At 63.7% G+C, this 18,292-nt stretch carries 17 protein-coding genes; 8 read left to right on the plus strand and 9 right to left on the minus strand.

Annotation, left to right across the window (positions count from 1 at the left end):
- Positions 1-142: 142 nt before the first annotated feature.
- The 5 genes from VGH98_24645 (at position 143) to VGH98_24665 (ending at position 2,607) form a co-directional block, all read left to right on the plus strand.
- Positions 143-742 (plus strand): DUF4288 domain-containing protein, encoded by a 600-nt coding sequence (locus VGH98_24645; protein HEY2379193.1) that lies wholly within the window; start codon positions 143-145, stop codon positions 740-742.
- Between the two features lie 79 nt (positions 743-821).
- Complete coding sequence (locus tag VGH98_24650) at positions 822-1,166, plus strand: metalloregulator ArsR/SmtB family transcription factor (protein HEY2379194.1); 345 nt, start codon at positions 822-824, stop codon at positions 1,164-1,166.
- Positions 1,163-1,708, plus strand: a complete 546-nt coding sequence (locus VGH98_24655; protein HEY2379195.1) for an SRPBCC family protein — start codon at positions 1,163-1,165, stop codon at positions 1,706-1,708. Before VGH98_24650 ends, VGH98_24655 begins: the two co-directional genes overlap by 4 nt.
- A 41-nt stretch (positions 1,709-1,749) precedes the next feature.
- On the plus strand, positions 1,750-2,169 hold the full coding sequence (locus tag VGH98_24660; GenBank protein ID HEY2379196.1) for a DoxX family protein: 420 nt from the start codon (positions 1,750-1,752) through the stop codon (positions 2,167-2,169).
- 18 nt (positions 2,170-2,187) lie between these two features.
- Positions 2,188-2,607, plus strand: coding sequence for a DUF1801 domain-containing protein (locus tag VGH98_24665; GenBank protein ID HEY2379197.1), 420 nt, complete (start codon positions 2,188-2,190; stop codon positions 2,605-2,607).
- Positions 2,608-2,651: 44 nt separating this feature from the next.
- Here the strand turns inward: VGH98_24665 and VGH98_24670 are convergent, their stop codons facing one another.
- From VGH98_24670 to VGH98_24690, 5 genes are all read right to left on the minus strand, one after another.
- On the minus strand, positions 2,652-5,240 hold the full coding sequence (locus VGH98_24670) for an ABC transporter permease (GenBank protein ID HEY2379198.1): 2,589 nt from the start codon (positions 5,238-5,240) through the stop codon (positions 2,652-2,654).
- A 66-nt stretch (positions 5,241-5,306) separates the two neighbouring features.
- Positions 5,307-5,663: a PadR family transcriptional regulator gene (locus tag VGH98_24675; protein HEY2379199.1), complete on the minus strand. Its 357-nt coding sequence runs from the start codon at positions 5,661-5,663 to the stop codon at positions 5,307-5,309.
- Between the two features lie 71 nt (positions 5,664-5,734).
- The gene (locus VGH98_24680; GenBank protein ID HEY2379200.1) at positions 5,735-6,820 is read right to left on the minus strand and encodes a sulfite oxidase; all 1,086 of its coding nucleotides are present in this window, start codon (positions 6,818-6,820) and stop codon (positions 5,735-5,737) included.
- A gap of 82 nt (positions 6,821-6,902) precedes the next feature.
- Positions 6,903-7,346: a PaaI family thioesterase gene (locus tag VGH98_24685; protein ID HEY2379201.1), complete on the minus strand. Its 444-nt coding sequence runs from the start codon at positions 7,344-7,346 to the stop codon at positions 6,903-6,905.
- 121 nt (positions 7,347-7,467) lie between these two features.
- Entirely contained in the window at positions 7,468-9,921 is a 2,454-nt protein-coding gene (locus VGH98_24690) for an ADOP family duplicated permease (protein ID HEY2379202.1), read from the minus strand.
- A gap of 80 nt (positions 9,922-10,001) precedes the next feature.
- Between VGH98_24690 and VGH98_24695 the strand changes: the two genes are divergently transcribed.
- Positions 10,002-10,502, plus strand: coding sequence for a DUF1440 domain-containing protein (locus tag VGH98_24695; GenBank protein ID HEY2379203.1), 501 nt, complete (start codon positions 10,002-10,004; stop codon positions 10,500-10,502).
- Positions 10,503-10,610: 108 nt separating this feature from the next.
- Here VGH98_24695 and VGH98_24700 read toward each other — a convergent pair whose 3' ends face one another.
- Positions 10,611-11,042, minus strand: coding sequence for a DUF805 domain-containing protein (locus VGH98_24700; protein ID HEY2379204.1), 432 nt, complete (start codon positions 11,040-11,042; stop codon positions 10,611-10,613).
- Between the two features lie 319 nt (positions 11,043-11,361).
- Here VGH98_24700 and VGH98_24705 point away from each other — a divergent pair, with 319 nt between their 5' ends.
- Positions 11,362-13,329 (plus strand): DUF3857 domain-containing protein, encoded by a 1,968-nt coding sequence (locus VGH98_24705; GenBank protein ID HEY2379205.1) that lies wholly within the window; start codon positions 11,362-11,364, stop codon positions 13,327-13,329.
- Positions 13,330-13,353: 24 nt separating this feature from the next.
- Here VGH98_24705 and VGH98_24710 read toward each other — a convergent pair whose 3' ends face one another.
- The gene (locus tag VGH98_24710; GenBank protein ID HEY2379206.1) at positions 13,354-14,490 is read right to left on the minus strand and encodes a sialidase family protein; all 1,137 of its coding nucleotides are present in this window, start codon (positions 14,488-14,490) and stop codon (positions 13,354-13,356) included.
- A 436-nt stretch (positions 14,491-14,926) separates the two neighbouring features.
- On the opposite strand from VGH98_24710, the gene VGH98_24715 reads away from it, so the two are divergent.
- On the plus strand, positions 14,927-16,132 hold the full coding sequence (locus VGH98_24715) for an FAD-dependent oxidoreductase (GenBank protein HEY2379207.1): 1,206 nt from the start codon (positions 14,927-14,929) through the stop codon (positions 16,130-16,132).
- Positions 16,133-16,142: 10 nt separating this feature from the next.
- Here VGH98_24715 and VGH98_24720 read toward each other — a convergent pair whose 3' ends face one another.
- Together VGH98_24720 and VGH98_24725 are read right to left on the minus strand one after the other, a co-directional pair.
- Entirely contained in the window at positions 16,143-17,681 is a 1,539-nt protein-coding gene (locus VGH98_24720; GenBank protein ID HEY2379208.1) for an FAD-dependent oxidoreductase, read from the minus strand.
- On the minus strand, positions 17,678-18,241 hold the full coding sequence (locus tag VGH98_24725) for a ferritin-like domain-containing protein (GenBank protein ID HEY2379209.1): 564 nt from the start codon (positions 18,239-18,241) through the stop codon (positions 17,678-17,680). The genes VGH98_24720 and VGH98_24725 overlap by 4 nt, the downstream gene beginning before the upstream one ends.
- Positions 18,242-18,292: the final 51 nt, after the last annotated feature.

The following is an 18,292-nucleotide window of genomic DNA, read 5'->3' on the forward strand; positions in this document are numbered from 1 at the left end:
CTGGTGAGTAGGTTAGAAAGTATCTATGCCGAAGCAACCCCGAATTATCGGACTCGACAACTTTGGACTGACACCGAGGTCACTCTCGGCGCTCGGATCGCGTTCTGTCCGTTTGTCGATTCAGCTTGTGGGTCAGACAGCCTTGAGGCTTAGGCTTCTGCGCACGAAGCAGCGCGACGCCACTTTGCGAAAGACGCTCGCGAAGCAGCGGGATCATCTGAGACGCGCCTTTCGGGGTATCGAATTCGTCTTGCGCGGAAAGAAACCGGGCGGCTGGACACTTGACGCGATCGTCCCCGCCAATCGCGTCGGCGCCCTGGCGCGCAGCCGGCATGTCAAGTTTGTGATGGTCGAGACGATCCAGGGACGGCGACAGAAGTTCCGCCCGTCAGGTTTTGCCTGGTATTGCGTCTGGGGCGTCGTCGCCATTCAGATTGAAGGCAAGGTCAAGGGCCTCCTGAGCCTCGAGGATCGGCTCGTCCTGTTGAAGGCGAATGATCCCGACGACGCGCGGCGCCGGCTGGCGCTCGAGTGGACCAGATATGCCGAGCCGCACATGAATCCCGACGGATACCTCGTGCGCTGGCAGTTGGTGTCGATCCAAGACGTCTACGCGCTATTCGACGACACGATCGATCCACGCGGAACGGAGGTCTACTCCAGGTTGAGGAGCGTTCGTATGCGACCCGAATACCGCTGGCGGCCGGCGGCAGAGACGCGGAGTCGCCGCGCATCCAGGTGACGTCGAGAATCGCCGGCGATCGATTCGCGGTCGTTAATATGCCTTGACACGCATATAAGCCGTGGGGCATATTACGAGGGTGGAAACCGTCTTCGACATCATCGCGGAGCCCAACCGCCGCGCGATCCTGGGCCTCCTGGTCTCGTCACACCAGTCGGTCGGTGAAATCGAGCGTCACCTGCGGATGTCGCAGCCGACCGTGTCCAAGCACCTGCGCGTGCTGCGCGAGGCCGGGTTCGTGGAGTCCACGGTCGACGCCCAGCGCCGTCTCTACCGGCTGAGACCGGAACCTTTCCACGAGCTCGAGGCCTGGCTGGCGCCGTTCCGGCGCTTCTGGGCGGCTCACGTCGATGCGCTCGAGCGCCACCTCGACCGCATGGATCGATCGACGCCAACGAAAAAGAAGACAAGGAGAAAACGATGACCGTTCGCGAGAAGTACACACCAGGTCCGGCCGGTGGAGCGCGCATACAAAAGAACGGAGATCAGTGGACGCTCATTTTCGTCAGGGAGCTGCGCCACCCGCCGGAGAAAGTTTGGAAGGCGCTCACCGATCCATCACAACTGCGCGAGTGGGCGCCCTTCGAGGTCGATCGGAGTCTGGCGGCGGAGGGAAGCACGGTGAAGTTCACCACAGTCGGAGCGCCGGCGCCGCACGTCACCGAATCGAAAGTGCGGCGTGCCGATGCTCCCAGGATCCTCGAGTTCAACTGGGGCGGCGGTGAGATCCGGTGGGAGCTCGAAGCCCACGATGGCGGCACGCGCCTGACGCTGTGGGCCAACATCGATCGCCGCTACATCTCGATGGGTGCCGCCGGCTGGCACATCTGTCTCGATGTACTCGATGGGCTTCTCAGCGGAGCCCCCATCGGCCGCATCGCTGGCGTGGACGCGACGAAGTTCGGCGGCTGGCAGCGACTGCACAGCGAGTACGCAAAGCAGTTCAGCGCGGAGAGCGGCGCTTAGCCGACCAACGGTCCCGAGGGTCGAATCAAAGGAGGGAAGTCATGGAAATCACTCTGCAGCAGCCCAGAGAGTTGAGCATACCGCGCTCCAAGAGAATGGTTCTCGGCTTCTGGATCGCCACTGCGCTTTTCTGTCTCCAGATAGGCTTCACTGCTTACGCGCAACTCCGCCTGCCGCAAGTTTCGGAGATGTTCACTCATCTCGGGTTCCCCGGCTACTTTCGCGTGGAGCTCTCGTGGGCGAAGGTCCTCGGTGTGGTAGTGCTGCTGGCGCCGGTCTCGGCGCGGGTCAAGGAATGGGCCTACGCGGGCTTCGCCATCACCCTTGGCTCTGCGCTCATCGCCCACTTCTCGATGGGCGATGGCCCGGAGGTGTGGGGTTGGGCGGCCGGCACCGGCGTGCTCTGGGCGCTCTCTTATTTCTTCTGGCGCCGCATCGAGGCGGCGCCGGCGCGTGCCTAACCGTGAGAGGATGAGAACATGAAAAAGTCGGGCGCGAGCACGGGTCAGTCGGCATCGGAGCTCATCTCGAATCGAATCGCCGAGCTCGGGGACTGGCGCGGGGAAACCCTCGGCAGAATACGCAAGGTCATCGAGGACGCAGACCCGGACGTCGTCGAGGAGTGGAAGTGGCGGGGCGTTCCGGTTTGGTCGCACGACGGCATCATCTGTACTGGCGAATCCTACAAGAATGTCGTGAAGCTCACCTTCGCGAAGGGCGCGTCGCTGAAGGATCCGGCCCGTCTCTTCAACACGGGTCTCGACGGCAACGTGCGCCGCGCGATCGACATCCACGAAGGAGAAGCGATCGACGCGTCCGCTTTCAAGGCGCTCGTCAGTCAAGCGGTCGCGCTCAACAGTTCCAGGAAGTCGAAAGCGGCGAAGAAAGCGATGTCGTAGCGGATGACCGAGGGTACGCCGCCGCACCGCAGACGCCGCGCGGTTTACACGCGCAACGCGCGTGCGGGATCGAGCCGGGAAGCGCGCCAGGCCGGAATAAGACACGCGCAGCCGGCCGCAACCGCCATGACGACCGAGACGCCGACCAAAATGGTCGGGTCTCTGGGGCTGACCTCGAAAAGGAGATCGCCGAGGAGCCGCGTCGTCCCGAGCGCGACGGCTACACCGACGAGGACGCCGACCAGTGTCATCCGCATACCCGACGACATAACGAGCGCCAGGAGCTGCGCTGGTTTCGCGCCGAGTGCCATGCGAAGGCCGAGCTCTCGGGTGTTCTGCGAGACCATATACGCAATGGTCCCATACAGGCCGATCACGGCAAGGAACAACGCAACGGTACTGAAGATTCCGAGCAGCGTCACCAGGATGCGCTGGGCGGACGTCCAGCGGTTCACCTGCTCGCGGAGTGTGAGGATCTCGTACGGCGAGACGTTCGGATCGATCGCATGCATCGCGCTCACGACGGCCGGCGCAAGCCCGAAGGCAACTGCGTTCGACGACGTACGCAGAAATATGTTCACGGCCGGCGAGCGACGCTGTGTGAGCGGCACATAGAACAGCATGCCGGGCGACTCCGTCAGCGAACGATACTTCATGTCGGCGACGACGCCGACGATGCGCATCCATGAGCCGCGCGACCGCAAGCGCCGGCCGATTGGCGAATCGTTAGGCCAATAGCGTTGCGCAAGTGCAAGGCTCACGATTGCCACCGGTGCCGACGTCTCGGCGTCGGCCGTGGTGAAATCGCGACCGGACAGCAAGGCGATGCCGAGCGTGTGGAAGTAATCCGGTGAAATGGCGTTGTTGTCGGCCGTTGGCTGCTCGTCCTTCGACGGTTGATAGCCGTCGATCATGATCTGCCCATTGTCGTAGGGGCGCGTGGAAAATGGAAGACTGCGCGCGAGTGCGACGGAGGAGACACCGCCAATCGCGCGGGTCCGTTGGAGTAGCTCGTCCTGGAAGCGGTGTACGCGCGCCGTGTCGTACCCAGCTGCGAAGAGATTGACGCCGGTCGTGACGACGTTCGTCGTCGCGAAACCGGGATCAGCGGCGAGCAACCGTTCAAGACTCGTCACCACGAGACCCGTGCTCGTGAGCAGGAGAACGCTGAGACAGACCTGCACAACGACCAGGGCAGCGCGGAGGTGGCCGGGGCTGCCCGACACAGCGCTTGTCGCAGCGGCGCGGATTGCGGACGCCAGATCGAGACGCGTCATGTGGATCGCCGGCGCGAGCGCGAAGATCAGTGTGGATCCCAAGCCGATCGCTATCGTCGTCGTGAGGACGCGTGCGTTGAAGTCGGCGGCGAACACGAGTGAGGCACCGCCGCGCGGCGCAAAGAACAGCCCGAGCACGTTACGAGACAGGTAGGCGAGAAAGAGCCCCGCGGCGGTGCCGACGATGGCGAGGATAAGGCCCTCTGTCACCAACTGCCGCGTCAATCGCGCGCGGCTCGCGCCGAGCGCACGTCGCACGGACAGTTCCGATCGTCGAGCAAGCGCGCGCACGAGCAACAGGTTGGCGATGTTCGCGCAGACGATGGCAAGAACGAGAATCGCGACGAGCGAGCCAACGCGCAGCATCGGCTTGAGCGTTTTTGCGTTGTCAAATGGATTCTCTTGCAACGACAGAACGCGCACGCCACGACCGCGGTCCGCGTCAGGGAACTCCGCGGCGAGCCGCCGCGCCGCGGCATCGATCTGCGCCTGACCGGTGGCGATGCCGACGCCGGACTTGAGCCGCGCAAATCCCTCGATCCAGCGCGCGGTGCGATCTTCGAGCTTATATCCGGACGGATCGAATACCGCTTGCTGCGACGCCGGCGTCCAGAACTGCATCGCATACCCGACGAACGTCCCGAGAAATCCTTCCGGTGTGACGCCGATGATCGTGTGCGGTACTCCATTGTACCGAATCGTCGAGCCGACGACGCGCGGATTGCCCGCGAATCGATCCTGCCACAAGCGGTAGCTGATGACCGTGACCGGATGCGCGCCCTGGCCAACGTCCTCGTTAGGTAGGAAGCCGCGACCGAGGATTGGGCGCACACCGAGGGCCTCGAAGTAATTCGCGGTGACGAGCTGCCCAACGAGCGATTCCGCGCGATCGCCTCCGGTGAGCGTGGCCCCGGTGATCTTGCTGACGAAGAACGAACTGAACGCCGATGTGCCGCGCGCGAGGTCCATGAAGTCCGGCCACGACATCTCATCATAACCGGAGGCGCCTTTCGCCGTCCCCACCACCGCGACCAATTCGTCCTGGTCGCGCACGAGAGGGAAGGGATGGCGCACGATGCCCTCGGTCCAGCTCAGGACCGCCGCGTGCGCGCCGATGCCGAGCGCGAGGCAAACGACAGCGACGATCGAGAACACCGGCGAGCGACAGAGCACCCGGAAGCCAAAGCGCACATCGTGCTCGAAGCGCTCGAGCCACAGGCTGCCCCACGCCTCACGAGTCTCTTCGTGGATGACTCCGACGTTCCCGAATCGCTGTCGCGCGTGCAGGTCGGCAGCTCGCCGAGGCTCGCCGGCCGCCACCATTTCTTCCGCGTCGAGCTCGAGATGATCCTTCAACTCGCGTGCGATCTCCGCGTCGGATGGTCGAGGGCGATTGTGGAATGGGCGGGGGAATCGGATGCGCTACGCCTCCGTTGGACGCATCACGCGCGTGATCGCCGTAACGAGCTGGTTCCATTTCGAGCTTTCGGCGCGGAGCTGCGTGCGACCAGCAGGAGTGAGCCGGTAGTACTTGAGCTCACGTGACAACTCAGCGCGCGTCTCCCATTTGCCGCTGATCAGTCCACTGCGCTCGAGCCGATGAAGCGCGGGATAGAGCGAGCCGTGTTCGACCGAGAGGACGTTGTCGGTGGTTTGTCGGATGTAATTCGCGATCCCGCGACCATGCGTCGGTCCGAAGAGCAGTGTCTTGAGGATCAGCATGTCGAGCGTACCGCGTAGCAGCTCGAGTCTGTCTTCCTTGATGTCGCGGCGGACCATGGAACGGGCCCCGATAGTCGAATGTCTACTATCAGCATGCCGCCGCGTCGACGATCCGTCAAGGAGTTCCGTTAGTCGGCAGCGACAATGACCTCGACCGGCAGCAGGTGATTGATCACGTAGCTGCCATAGCTCGGATCACGTGTGTCCGGCTGGAGGCTCCCATCGGCCGCTACGGCCCGCGATAACAGCGAGTAATGGCCGGGCGTCCGCGGCGTCATCCACTCGAACGTCCAGCGGCGCCAGGCGTATCGTCGAGCGGGATCGAGAAACATCGCTCCGGACCAGCTTTGCCCACCATCCGTACTCACGCAAATCTCGGTCACCTCGGTTTCGCCAGCCCAGGCCATGCCGACGATCGTGCAGCGCGCGTTAGGCTCGATCGTTTCCATGGCCCGTGGTCGAATGATCTGCGACTTGAGCTCCATCTCGCCAAGCGCCCGTCGTACGGAATTGCCATCGACGCGAGCCCAGTAGGCGTAGTCCGTTGTCTGCCAGTAGCCGCGAAATGGTGTGCGCACGGCCTCGATGTGCGTGAGCCATTTGACGGAGGCCATGCCGTAGTGACCCGGAACAACGGCGCGCACCGGAAAGCCGTGATGCAGCGGAAGTTCCTTTCCATTCATCGCGTACGCGATGAGCACGTCTCCATGCAGTGCTTTGGCTCTCGAAATGCTCCGAGCGAATGCAATCGGTTCGGGCGGAACTGGTGGCTCGTTAGGCCTCCCGCGGTCAGCACCCTCGAGGACGACCTCGCACGCGTCGTCCTTCAATCCGATGCGATCGAGTAGAATGGTCAGAGGCACGCCAGTCCACTCGGCATTGCCAACGGCGCCGAGCTCCCATTGAACGCCACGCACGCGCGGGACGAGCAGCGCACGTCCATTGCCCGCGCATTCCATCGTTGCAACGTGCGTTTCGGCCGGCATCGCTTTCAGCTCCTGATACGTGAGCGACAGCGGATTGGCGACCGCGCCGTCGATGTGCAGCCGGTACGCCGAACGGTCGATTCTCGGAGCGTCGAAGTGACTACGGATGTAGAAGTGATCTGACGGCGTGAGGTACGAGTCGACTTCGTTGAGGGGAGTTTCCTCATTCACCGGATTCGTCTGCCGAACGATCATCTCGACTGATGCGGGGTGCTGCGCTTCCGACATGAACGCCACTCCTTGAGGAACCCTGCGGGATACGCGAGGGCTGGAAGAAAAGTTGAACGCCAGTGTTCCCGCTAGTCCGCGATCACTCGCCGCTCGCCAAGGTCATCAATGTTCCCGTCATCGTCGCGACGAGCTTCTCATCCGTCCCGGTGATGGCAGCGACATCCGCGTGGCAGACGGTGATCGTGCGGCCGGCGCGGATCACTCGGCCGCGCGCCTCGAGGCGCTCGCCGACGGCGGGGGCGAGCAGGTTGAGCTTGAACTCGATGCTGAGGACACGCGCGCCGGGCGGCATGAGGGTGTGTGCGGCGTAGCCACAGGCACTGTCGGCGACGGCGGCGACGATCCCGGCGTGGACAAAACCGTCTTGCTGCGTGAGGTCGTCGCGGAACGGGACAACGATGTCAACGGCTCCCGGCGCGACGGTGCCTAACGTCGCACCAATCGTCGCCATCACACGTTGCGCGCCGAAGCTCAGGCGGACTTTGGTTTCGTACTCGGCGTCGGCCGGTGAAAGCTGGGGCATCGAGTGGCACGTGTCGGACGGTGAACGGTGACGGCGTTCATCAGAACGTAACACAGCCAACCGATGGGTCACCAAGCTCGCCGACGGTTCGTTCCGGTTGCGTCCGGCTTCCGTGCGAGCTTCACTCGCTCCGCAACGCCGTACTCGGATCTGCCCGTGATGCCCGAAGCGCCGGAGCCGCACTGGCGACGAATGCCACCAGACCCAGTGTCAGCGCGACGACACCGAAAACCGCGGGATCGCGCGACGATTCCTGGAACAACAGCGGCTGCAACCAACGAGACAGGAGGAGCGCCGTGACCAGACCGAGGGTCACCCCAGCCGCCGCGAAGGTCATTGCTTGCGCAACGATCAGCCTAACGATGTTCCACACCTGCGCGCCGAGCGCGACGCGTACGCCCATTTCGTGCGTCCGTTGCTCGACGTCATGGGCGATGACGGCGTAGAGACCCACGGCGGCGACGAGGAGTGCCAGCACGCCGAAGGCGCTGAAGGCCTCGGCGCCGAGACGCCATGACCGCCGCTGGCGATCGACGAGGTCCTCGAGCGTCGAGACGGTAACGTAGGCGGGCGCCGGCATCACCGCCTGTAAGGCGCGACGAACTTGCTCCATCTGGGCCGGCGCGTCGCCGGTCATGCGAAGCAGGAGTCGATTGCCGGGCCGCATAGACGGCGGTGCCTCGTCAGGCATGTAATAGACGAGTCGCTCATTGTCACTGATGCTGTATTGCACGGCGTCCTCGGCGATCCCGATCACCGTGGTGCACGGCATCGTGTCTGCCTCGAGGCGAAAACACTGACCGAGGGCATCCTTGCCCGGCCACAACCGCCGCCCCATGGACTCGCTGACCACCGCGACACGGCCTAACGAGCCACGTTCGCTCGGCGTGAACCCGCGACCACGAAGGATGTGCGTCTGGACGACACTGAAGTAGTCCGGCGTTGTCGCCTGGTAATTGAAACGACCCAGCCGCTGGACGGAGTCGATGCCGCGGACGAAGAGCGAAAACGTGCTCGTGCCGAATGGCAGACCGTTCACGCGCGCCGCGAACGCCACGCCGGGAAGCGACTGCGCCGCCCCGAGGAGTCGGGCACGAAATGCCGTCACCGTGGCGCTGTCCATGACGAGGCCGCGATAGTTCGGCGTGACGATCAGGACTGGATCAGGCTCCCAACCGAGACGCTGTGAGCGAACGTTGTCGAGACTTCGCACGAACAGCCCGGCGCCGACGAGCAGAATAACCGAGAGTGCGCCCTGCGCGACCAGCAGCGTCGAGCGGGTTCGCGAGCGTTGATAGTGGGCCTCGCGCATGCCCGCCCGGAGCACGCTCGAGAGATCGCCGCGGACGGCAAGTAGCGCTGGCCCGATCGACGTGAGGATGCCCGCAGCGCCGGCGAATGCGACGGCGATGAGCAACGTCTCCCAGTCGAGCAGCGCCCCTTCGTGGACGACGAGTCGCTGAAGTGCGGCGGCAACCCACAGGGCAACGACGATACCCGTTAGGCAGCCGAGTGTCGAGAGGAGGGTGCTCTCGACGAGAAATTGCGTCGCGAGCCGGCGATGGCTGATACCTAGCGCGAGCCGCACGGCGATCTCGCGGCGGCGGCGGAGCACGCGCGCCACCATGAGATTGGCGACGTTGGCGCACGCGATGAGCAGAACGATCACGGCGACGCCGCCGACCCAGAGCAGTGTGCGAGACTCGAGTCCCGCGTCCGGCCCGCCCGCGCGTCGCACTGCACCGGCGACAGCACGAGGTTTCCTGCTGGCCGACGGCGGGAGCCACGAGTCGAGCAGTCGCTGCGCGTCCCAGCTCCGGACATACGCCTTCGTCAAGTCGGCGGACGCCGCAGCGACGGTGACACCGGGCTTCCGCCGTACGAGCATGCTCATCCAGTCCCAGTGGTAGCTTCGGGCGAAGCTCTGCGCATTGCCCTGGTTGAGCATGTAGGCAAACGTGGTGACAGGAACGAACACGACCGGCGGTTCACCCTCTGTGACTCCGACGAACCCCTTCGGTGCGACGCCGATGATCGTGAGGAGACGTGGCCCGACTTGAAGTTTCTCGCCCAAGACGTTCCGACCCGCCATCGACGACTGCCAATAGTCGTAACTGATGACGACGACGTCGGCGCCCATCGGCACCGAATCTTCCGAGGCGTCGAAGAATCTGCCTAACGCCGGGCGCGCGGTAAAAAAGCCGAAAAAGGACGCACTCACGCCCGCAGTCTGTCGTTCTCGTCCGACGTCGCTCGGTCCGACCGCGAGTTGCCACGCCGACACCGCGGCATATTGCGAGAAGGAGCTCGTCCAGCGCTCGAGGTCGAGATAGCGCGCGTACTGGTAAAGGGACGACGTGAAGCGCTGGTCGCGACCGAATTGGAGATAGACGCGATGCACGGCTCCGGGATCGCGTAGCATGGCGAAGGGGCGGAACATGAGCCGATCGACGGCGCCGAACATCGCGGCGTTGACGCCGATGCCGAGGCCAAGCGTGATCATCACGGTGGCCGTGAAGACGCGTGATCGGCGGAGCCCGCGCACTGCATAGCGGAAATCTTGTGGAATGTGCATGCGACTTGGACAGCAGGCGGGAGGAAAGGGTTAGAGCGGCACGACATTTCCACCGCTCCTTGCCATTACCTGGAGGAACCATGGCTGAGAAGCAATCGGTGCTCGTGGACATCATTGATGGCGCCATCGCCGGGGCGGTGGCGACGTGGATCATGGGCAAGGTGACGACACTGCTCTATGAGCGAGAGGGCACCATTGCGCGATCGCGAGAGGATAGTGCACGGCATGGGCAGACCGCGTACGGCGTCGCCGCCGACAAAGTGGCCAAATTCCTCGGACACTCACTCTCGGACGACGAGCGACAGCGCCAGGGGGAGGCCATCCATTGGGCGTTGGGTATTGGCGCGGGCGCACTGTACGGCGTGCTTCGGCCGCGTGTCGCCGCATCGTCCGCGGCGGCGGGCCTCGCCTTCGGAGGCGTTTTCTGGCTCGTGATGGATGAAACGGCGACGCCGTTGCTCGGACTCACCCCGGGGCCGAAGGCCTTCCCGTGGCAGACGCACGCCCGCGGACTCGCCGGTCATCTCGTTTATGGCACGGTCGCAAACGCCGCGTTAGCGAGGCTCGAGCACGGTGCCTAACGACGAAACGAAACAGAACGAGCGAATAGCACAGGACGAGTGATACCTAACGAGAACCGGCGCACCATGCGGCGCGCCGGTCGCGTACAGGCGAGGACAAGCGCTCGATCAGGTCGTGCGCGGGCCGAATCGGTTCTGCCCCTTGGTCCCTTCCTGACAGAGCCAGACGAGCAGAACGAACGCGCCGATGATGGTGAGCGGAAGAAGGAACCACCAGCCGGAGCGATCGGTGTCGTGGAGCCGCCGAATGAGCACGCCGAGATTCGGCAGGAACAGCGCAATCGAGGCCAGGGCGTAGAGATTGCTCGCCCAGTTCACGCCCAACGTTAGAGGAACGACGAGGAGGATGGCGCAGTTCAGCAGCGTTATGAAAAGCACCCAGTACCAGTACTCGGCGCGTCGCGAACGGCCGCTGAACTGTATGTACTTGCTGAACCCTGCCGAAACGGCCTCGCCGAAGCCCATCGGCGGGATGGTGGCCGACGTGCCCATGTTGCTGGCGGCCATCGGCCGATTGACTGGTACGCTCGGTGTCTGCATTGGCGACCTGAGTCGTGGTGGAGGAGAGGAAGGGAGGTGGCGAACCCCAACATGCGTAGGGACGCGGCTTGATAAGTGACTAAAGTGTTAGTCTTCAGGTAACGCGAGGTGCCGTCCCGGGCGTTAGGCCCGGTACGGCCAGTCGTGCCGAGCAGTTTTGTTTGTGATACGGCCTTGTTCAGACGAACACATCGGCTGGATTTAGCGACGGGCCACGCGAGCCTCGGACGACGTGCCCCGATCACTGGCGTTCATGAGGCCCGCCATTCATACTACCTGACCTCACGGGCTACGCCGCTCGCGAGTCCCCACACTTTACATGCTCAATTCGATGCTCGGTCGCACCGCATTCCTGCTTTTCGCTTCCGCTGCCGCGCTGACGGCGCAGGCCCCGACGATCACGCAGCAAGGTGATCCCAGCGTCAAGTCGGATACGATTTACAAGCTTGCCGTGAAGGCTGCGGACCATCCCGAGGAGGAGGCCGTTTTCCTGCTCGACGATGGCGTCGTGCGCCTCGAGGCCGATGGTCGAGGGAAGGAGACGTTCCGGCAAGTTGTGCAGATACTCAAGCCTGGCGCCGTCGAACGGTACAACGAGTTTCGATGGAGCTACGCACCCGGGCACGAGAAGTTCACGCTGAACTGGATTCGCGTCATCGGCGCGGATGGCAAGGTGATCAGCGAAGGCCCGTCGCACGAGCAGGACTCGGATGTGCCGGCCCAGATGGGCGACCCGGTGTATTCCGACCGCAAGGTGAAGAGGGTTTCGCTATCCGGCGTCGCCGTGGGCACGCTCGTCGACTACAGTTATTCGCGCGAGGAGCTCAAGCCCTACCTGCCTGGCGATTTTTTTCAGAGCTGGAGCGTCTCGACGGGACTCACCGTCAAGCGGTCGCGCCTCATCGTCGACGTGCCAGCGTCGCTCGCCGTCCCGCTCCATGAGCGAAATCTAAACTTCCCGAGAAAGACACAGGACGTCAATGGACGCCGAGTGTATACCTGGATCGCGGCGGACGTCCCGCGGCTCAAGGGTGAGCTCTACGCGGCCGACTCGAACAACGTACAGATGCAGGTGGCGCTCTCGTCGCCGCTCACGTGGCAGGACGTCGGCAGCTGGTACGCGAAGATTTCGCACGACCGGTACGCGTTAGGCAAGGCGTCGGAGACCAAGCTGCACGAAGTGCTCGCGTCGGCGGCGCCAAAGACGCGAGGCGACACCATCCGCGCCGTGCATCGCTGGGTCGCGCAGGACATTCGCTACGTGTCGATCGCCCTCGGACTCGGCGGCTACCAGCCGCGGTCGCCCGACACCGTCGTGGTGAGCGGCTTCGGTGACTGCAAGGACAAAGCGACGCTCTTCGTTGCGGCGATGAACTCGCTGGGGATCACGACGTTCCCGGTGCTGCTCAACTCCACGGGCGTGTCCTACAGAGAGCTCGCGACGCTCGACCAACTCGACCACGCCATCGCGGCAGTACAAACGCCCACTGGATATCAGTTTACTGATCTCACCTCGGAGTTCACGCCCTACGGCGAGCTGCCGTACGGCGAGCAGGGCGAGCTTGCGCTTGTCGTCCACCCCGACGGCACGACGGAGCAGAAGGAGCTTCCGCTCTCGCATCCGTCGGATAACGTGACGACGATTCGCGTCTCCGGCATTCTCTCGAGCGACGGCATGTTCAACGGCCGGTACGACGAGGAGGGAACGGGGGCCCTGCAGTACAGCCTACGTTCGGCGTTCGAGAATCCGCTCGATTCGACCGAGAAGGCGAATGCGGCGAACGCGATTGCGTCGAAATTCTTCGATGGCGCCGAGGGCGATAGCCTAACGGGTTTCGAGGGGAAGGATCTGCACGCGACACCTCACATGAGCATCGAGATCAAGCACGGGAAAGCGGCATCGCCGGCCGGCGCCTCGGAGATCTTCACGATCCCGTTCGGCAGCACGGCAGGGCTCAACTCGGTTGCGAAGGAGTTGGAGACGGCGAAGGAGCGACGCTTCCCCGTGGATGCGGTGCGCATTTTCGGCAATCGATCGACACTGGTTGAGCTCACAGTCAAGTTGCCTGCGGGTTGGAAAGCGCAGCTACCGCCTGGCGTGAAGGCAGTGAGTCCCTTCGGGAGCTACGAATCGACGTACACGCAAGTGGGCGACGAGCTCGTTCTCACGCGGCGAACGGCGGGCGCGACGGGCGTGTATGCGCCCGATCGGATCAAGGATGTGGCGGTGTGGTTCCGCGACGTCGCGAAGGATGACGCGAAGATGATCGTGATTGCGACAAAATAGGCGTTCGGGATCTCAGACCATTCGTCATCGAGTCGCACTTCCCGAAAGCGAGAAATCGGCGGAGCCTACCTTCATGACGGTGCGCGTTCGGGCGAGAGGCGACCCGGCCGCCACCGTCGAGTCGGTCAGGGGAGCTGTCTCGGCCCAAGCGCCGTAGACTCGTCCGCCGTATGCGGTGAGCCAGGTATAGTCGCCAAGGAAGGCTCCGTGTCCCTCGAATGGCGCATCCGACCAACGGTAACTCGTGAAGCGGCGCCCTCCGTCGGTCGAACGGGCAAGCGTCATGCTCGTTAGGCGATTCTCGGGATCCGCGCCACGGTCGTAGAACTGGACGTACACGTCACCGCTCATGGGATCCACGGCCATCCATTGGAGGAACTGGTCCCGTCCATTGTGGAGCGAATCCGAATTAACCCGTGCGGCCGTCGACCACGAGCGGCCCTCATCGTCGGACGTCGCGAGGAAGACGTCGATGTCGCCGTTGCGGAAGTCCGTCCAACACGCATAGAGCCTCGCGTCGACGCCGCCACGAGCGTTGGCAGACGGGCGCCGCCCGATGCCAACTTGAGGAAAGCCGAAGACGCGGCCAATGCCCGGCACGGCTCCGGTGCCGCCGAAGTACGGCGGGCCGACCTCGAGCACCGGCCGTGATGGAGTGAAGCTGCGGCCACCGTCGCGCGAGATCGCGAGTGCGATCGTTGAGCGCCAGTTCCAAACTGCGTAAATGGTTCCGTCGGGCCCGACCGTACCGATAAAGCCGACGACGTCGCCGTTGTCATCGCGCGGAAATCCCGCCTGCGTACTGATACGAATCGGCGTCGACCAATTCTGCCCCTGATCGGTCGACTGCGAGAAGAGAATGATGGATTTGTCGAGCTGCCACTCGATCCAGCCGACGTAAAGCGATCCGTGGTGTGGACTGTTCGGTGAGTTATCGGCAAAGATGCGAGGCATGTCCTCGTACTGCATATCCGGTTCGTTGCCGGTGTACCAGGCGCGAACCGGAACCGGGGCGTCCCAACTTCTTCCGCCATCCCCCGACCGGCGGACATAGATGCCGTTGCGACCAGCACCGTGTCGCCAGTACGAGGGAGTTCCAAGTTTGTCAAACGTCAGGTAAGAGACGTACGCATTCCCCTTGTCGTCGAACGTGGTGGACACGTCGCCCGCCCTGCGCCAGTCAGAGGGAGCGATCACACCTGCCGGACTGAACGTGCGGCCCGCGTCGAGCGAGTAGGCGCCCGCCGCCGCCCCTTGGTAGACGGCGAGTATCCGCGAAGGGTCTCGGGGATCGAGCGCGATTCCAGGCTCGCTCCAGGGACCAGGAGCGGTGACCGCTACTACGCGAGCCCCTGGGGCGCGAGGAAGGACTGACTGCGCACGCAGTACACCAGAGGCGCAAAGAGGAATGAGAGCGACGAGGGTTCTGATCGGCATTGCCTAACGGCGTTCTGAAGGGAGTGATCAGGCTGGATCGAGAGATCTCGATCTCCTCAAAGCTGAGTCATCCCATCGGTCAGCGCCAGCACGAACCCGCAGATGGTTCGGGCGCGAGAGATGCTCACAAATCGACTCGTACTCCTGCGATATTCCGCTCGTGGATCTGAAATCAGGCTATCCCCTGTGGCCCGTCAACGACGGGCTGATTCATACCTATCCCCGACTCGACGGCGACGCGCGATGCGACGTCGCGATCGTCGGTGGTGGCATCACCGGCGCTCTCGTTGCGCACCATCTCATCGAGGCGGGCTTCGATGCCCTGGTGGTCGATCGGCGGGATGTCGGATGGGGGAGTACCGCCGCCTCGACCGCCCTGCTGCAGTACGAGATCGACGTCCCACTCGTCGAGCTGATCGAGATGCGCGGTCGCGATCACGCGAACCGCGCGTATCTCGCCTGTCGCGATGCCATCGGAAAGCTCGAGCGCGTCGCGAAGGCTTCGAGCGGCTCGTTCGGCTTCGAGCGAAAGAAGAGCCTCTACCTCGCGACGGGAAAGCGCGATCGCAGGCTGCTGCGTGCGGAGCTCGAGGCCCGGCACGCCATCGGCATTCGCGTCGACTGGCTGGACGAAGAAGACATCACCGCGCGATTCCCGTTTCGGCGACCGGCGGCGTTGCTGTCGCATGACGCCGCGCAGGTCGACGCGTACGGCTTCGCTCACGCGCTCTTCGGAGATGCAGCGCGACGCGGCCTTCGGGTGTTCGATCGAACCACCGTGATGGACATTGACGCGACGGCTCGCGGCGTCACGCTCGTCACCGCTGACAAGTGCCTCGTGCGCGCTCGATACCTCGTGTTCGCGACCGGCTACGAGACGCGTGACTTCCTCGACGACAGAGTCGCGCACCTGGCGAGCACGTACGCGTTCGCGAGCGAGCCACTGGCACCGATCGCCGGCTGGGGGGAAGACCACTGCATGATCTGGGAACACGCGCACCCATATCTGTATCTTCGCACGACGGCGGACGGGCGCGTCATCGTGGGCGGCGAGGATGAGGATTTTAGTAATCCCGCGCGGCGCGACCGGTTACTCGCCGCGAAAACCGCGAAGCTCGCCGCCCGTTTCCGCGCGTTGTTCCCGGATGTCGAACTGGAGGTCGGTTTCTCGTGGGCCGGCACCTTTGGTGAGACCAGGGACGGTCTCGCCTACATCGGCACTCATCCCGACTGGCCGAGCTCCTACTTTGCGCTCGGCTACGGCGGCAACGGCATCACGTACGGCATCATCGCCGCCGAGATCATCCGTGACGCACTGACGGGCCAGGCGAACGATCAGGCGGAGCTGTTTTGCTTCGGACGATGATCTAGAGAAGTTACTCAACTTTCTCGAGCGGGGCTTCCGCCGGTCCGCCGATCACCTGACCTTCGGGCGTGAACCGCGACCCGTGGCACGGACAATCCCAGCTGCGCTCGGCGTCGTTCCAGCGGACCAGGCACCCCATGTGCGTGCAGACGGCGCTCACTTTCACGATGTCGCCGTCGTCCTTTCGGTGCACGGCGACGCGCTGACCGCCGAGGGAGATGACCTTGCCGCGACCGCGAGGGATGTTCTCGACGCCTGACGCGTCGTGCGGGCGCAGCCGATCGGCGATGTAATAGCGTGGGTAATCGATGTTTTCGCGGACGAGGCGCTCGAGTGCGCCTAACGAATGCGGCTTTCGATCGGGATCGAGGAGCTCCTGCCAGGGAGTGGGCCGGCCGAGAATCGCGCCCTGGATCATCAATCCGGCGAGAGTGCCGAAGGTGAGGCCATTCCCCGCGAATCCTGTCGCGATGTACTGGTGCGGCGAGACCTCACCGATGTACGGAAGGCCGTCGCTCGTCTCGATGACCTGACCCAGCCAGCGGCGCTCGATCTGCACCGATGGCACGACGCGCAGCAACGTTTCCGCCAACCGCTCGAAGCATTCCTCGGTCTCGGTGACCTGGCCCGTTTTGTTGTCCTGGCCACCGAAAATCGCGTATCGTGCCGAGCCGCGATCGTGGACGCGGAGATAGTTGTACGGATTCGCCGTGTCGCAATACAGACCCGGCATCAGCGAACGATCGGCGATCGGACCGCCGAGCACATAACTCGAGTAGAGGTGGAGCTTCGATTGAAAGACCGTTGCGCCAAGTAGGTTTCGAATGCCGACGAGCGGTGTGTGCGTCGCGATCACGAGATCGGAGCAGACCACGTTCTCGCCATTGACGATCACCGCGAACGGGTCCTCGATCATGGCGCCGACGTCACATCCTTCGCGCACGATGGAGCCGTCGCCCTCGATTGCCGATGCAAGGCCGAACAAGTAGTCCAACGGATGAAAGACTGCCTGATCGGCGAAGGCGATCGCTGCCTTGCTCGTCGGCGGCGCAAATTCGACGAAGCGTGCGGCGAAGCCGAGCGTGCGCGCGAGCTCCGCGTCGGCCCGCAGCGCCTCACGAGAAGCCACGGCATCAGGGTCGTCGACGAACGGAGCGCACAGGTATCCGGGGACGCGCTGGAAGCCGCACGCGATACCTGCAGCGCGGCTGAGCGATTCAATCAGGTCGATCGCGACGGCGCCGCCGCGCCACACGAGTTGTGCGGCGTCATTGCCGAATTGCTTCGCGAGCCGCGTGATGCGCTCATCGGTGACGTATGTCAGGTGCGCCGATGTGTTGCCGGAATCACCCGCGCCGAGTCGCGCCCGCTCGAAAACAGCAACGCGCTTGCCGGCCTGCTTGAGCAGGTACGCCGCCGTGAGGCCACAAATGCCGCCGCCGACAACGGCGACGTCGACCTCCGTCGGAAGCGCGCCGGTGAAGTGCGGTGGGGTCGAGGCGCGCCAGAGCGACTCGTCGATCGCTCTGGCGAGGCTCGTCGTCGTCATCGCATGTCCGGTCGATTGCGCTCGACCTCACCAAAACGCTGCGACGTCACGTCGCGATCGAAGCGCGTCGTGCGCTGGGCGTCAGGGTTCACGATCGACTCCGCAATCTGCGTCAACTTCTTGTCCGTCTCGGCTTCTTCGTCGAGCGTCCTCTGCAGATCCGAGGCGTCTTCCGTGAGGCCAAGCGCATCGGCGTACGTGCGAGCACAGCCGTAGCCGGCGATCTCGTAATGCTCCACACGCTGCGCCGCCGCGATGAGTGCCGCATCGACGACGCTCTGATTGCCGCCTTTCTTAATCGCTTCACTGCCTTCCTTCAACAGCCCTTCCATTCCCTTGCACTTCTTGTCGTCGATCCTTTCTCCGAGGCGTTTGCCGATGGCCTCCAGGCGACGCGCGTGCTCCCGCGTCTGCGTCAGATGCTTGGAGAATCCGTCGCGAAGCTGCGCGTGCGACGTCGTCTCGATCATTTTCGGCAGCGCCTCGATAATCTGCGTCTCCGCGCTGTACAGATCGCCGATCTGATCGAGATAGAGATCCTTCATGTTGTCGAGACCCATGATGCCTTTCCTCCGCAAAAATCAGGGATCGGCATAGTTTGCAGGAAGCAC

The sequence above is a fragment of the Gemmatimonadaceae bacterium genome, assembly GCA_036496605.1.
Taxonomy (GTDB): Bacteria; Gemmatimonadota; Gemmatimonadetes; order Gemmatimonadales; family Gemmatimonadaceae; genus AG2.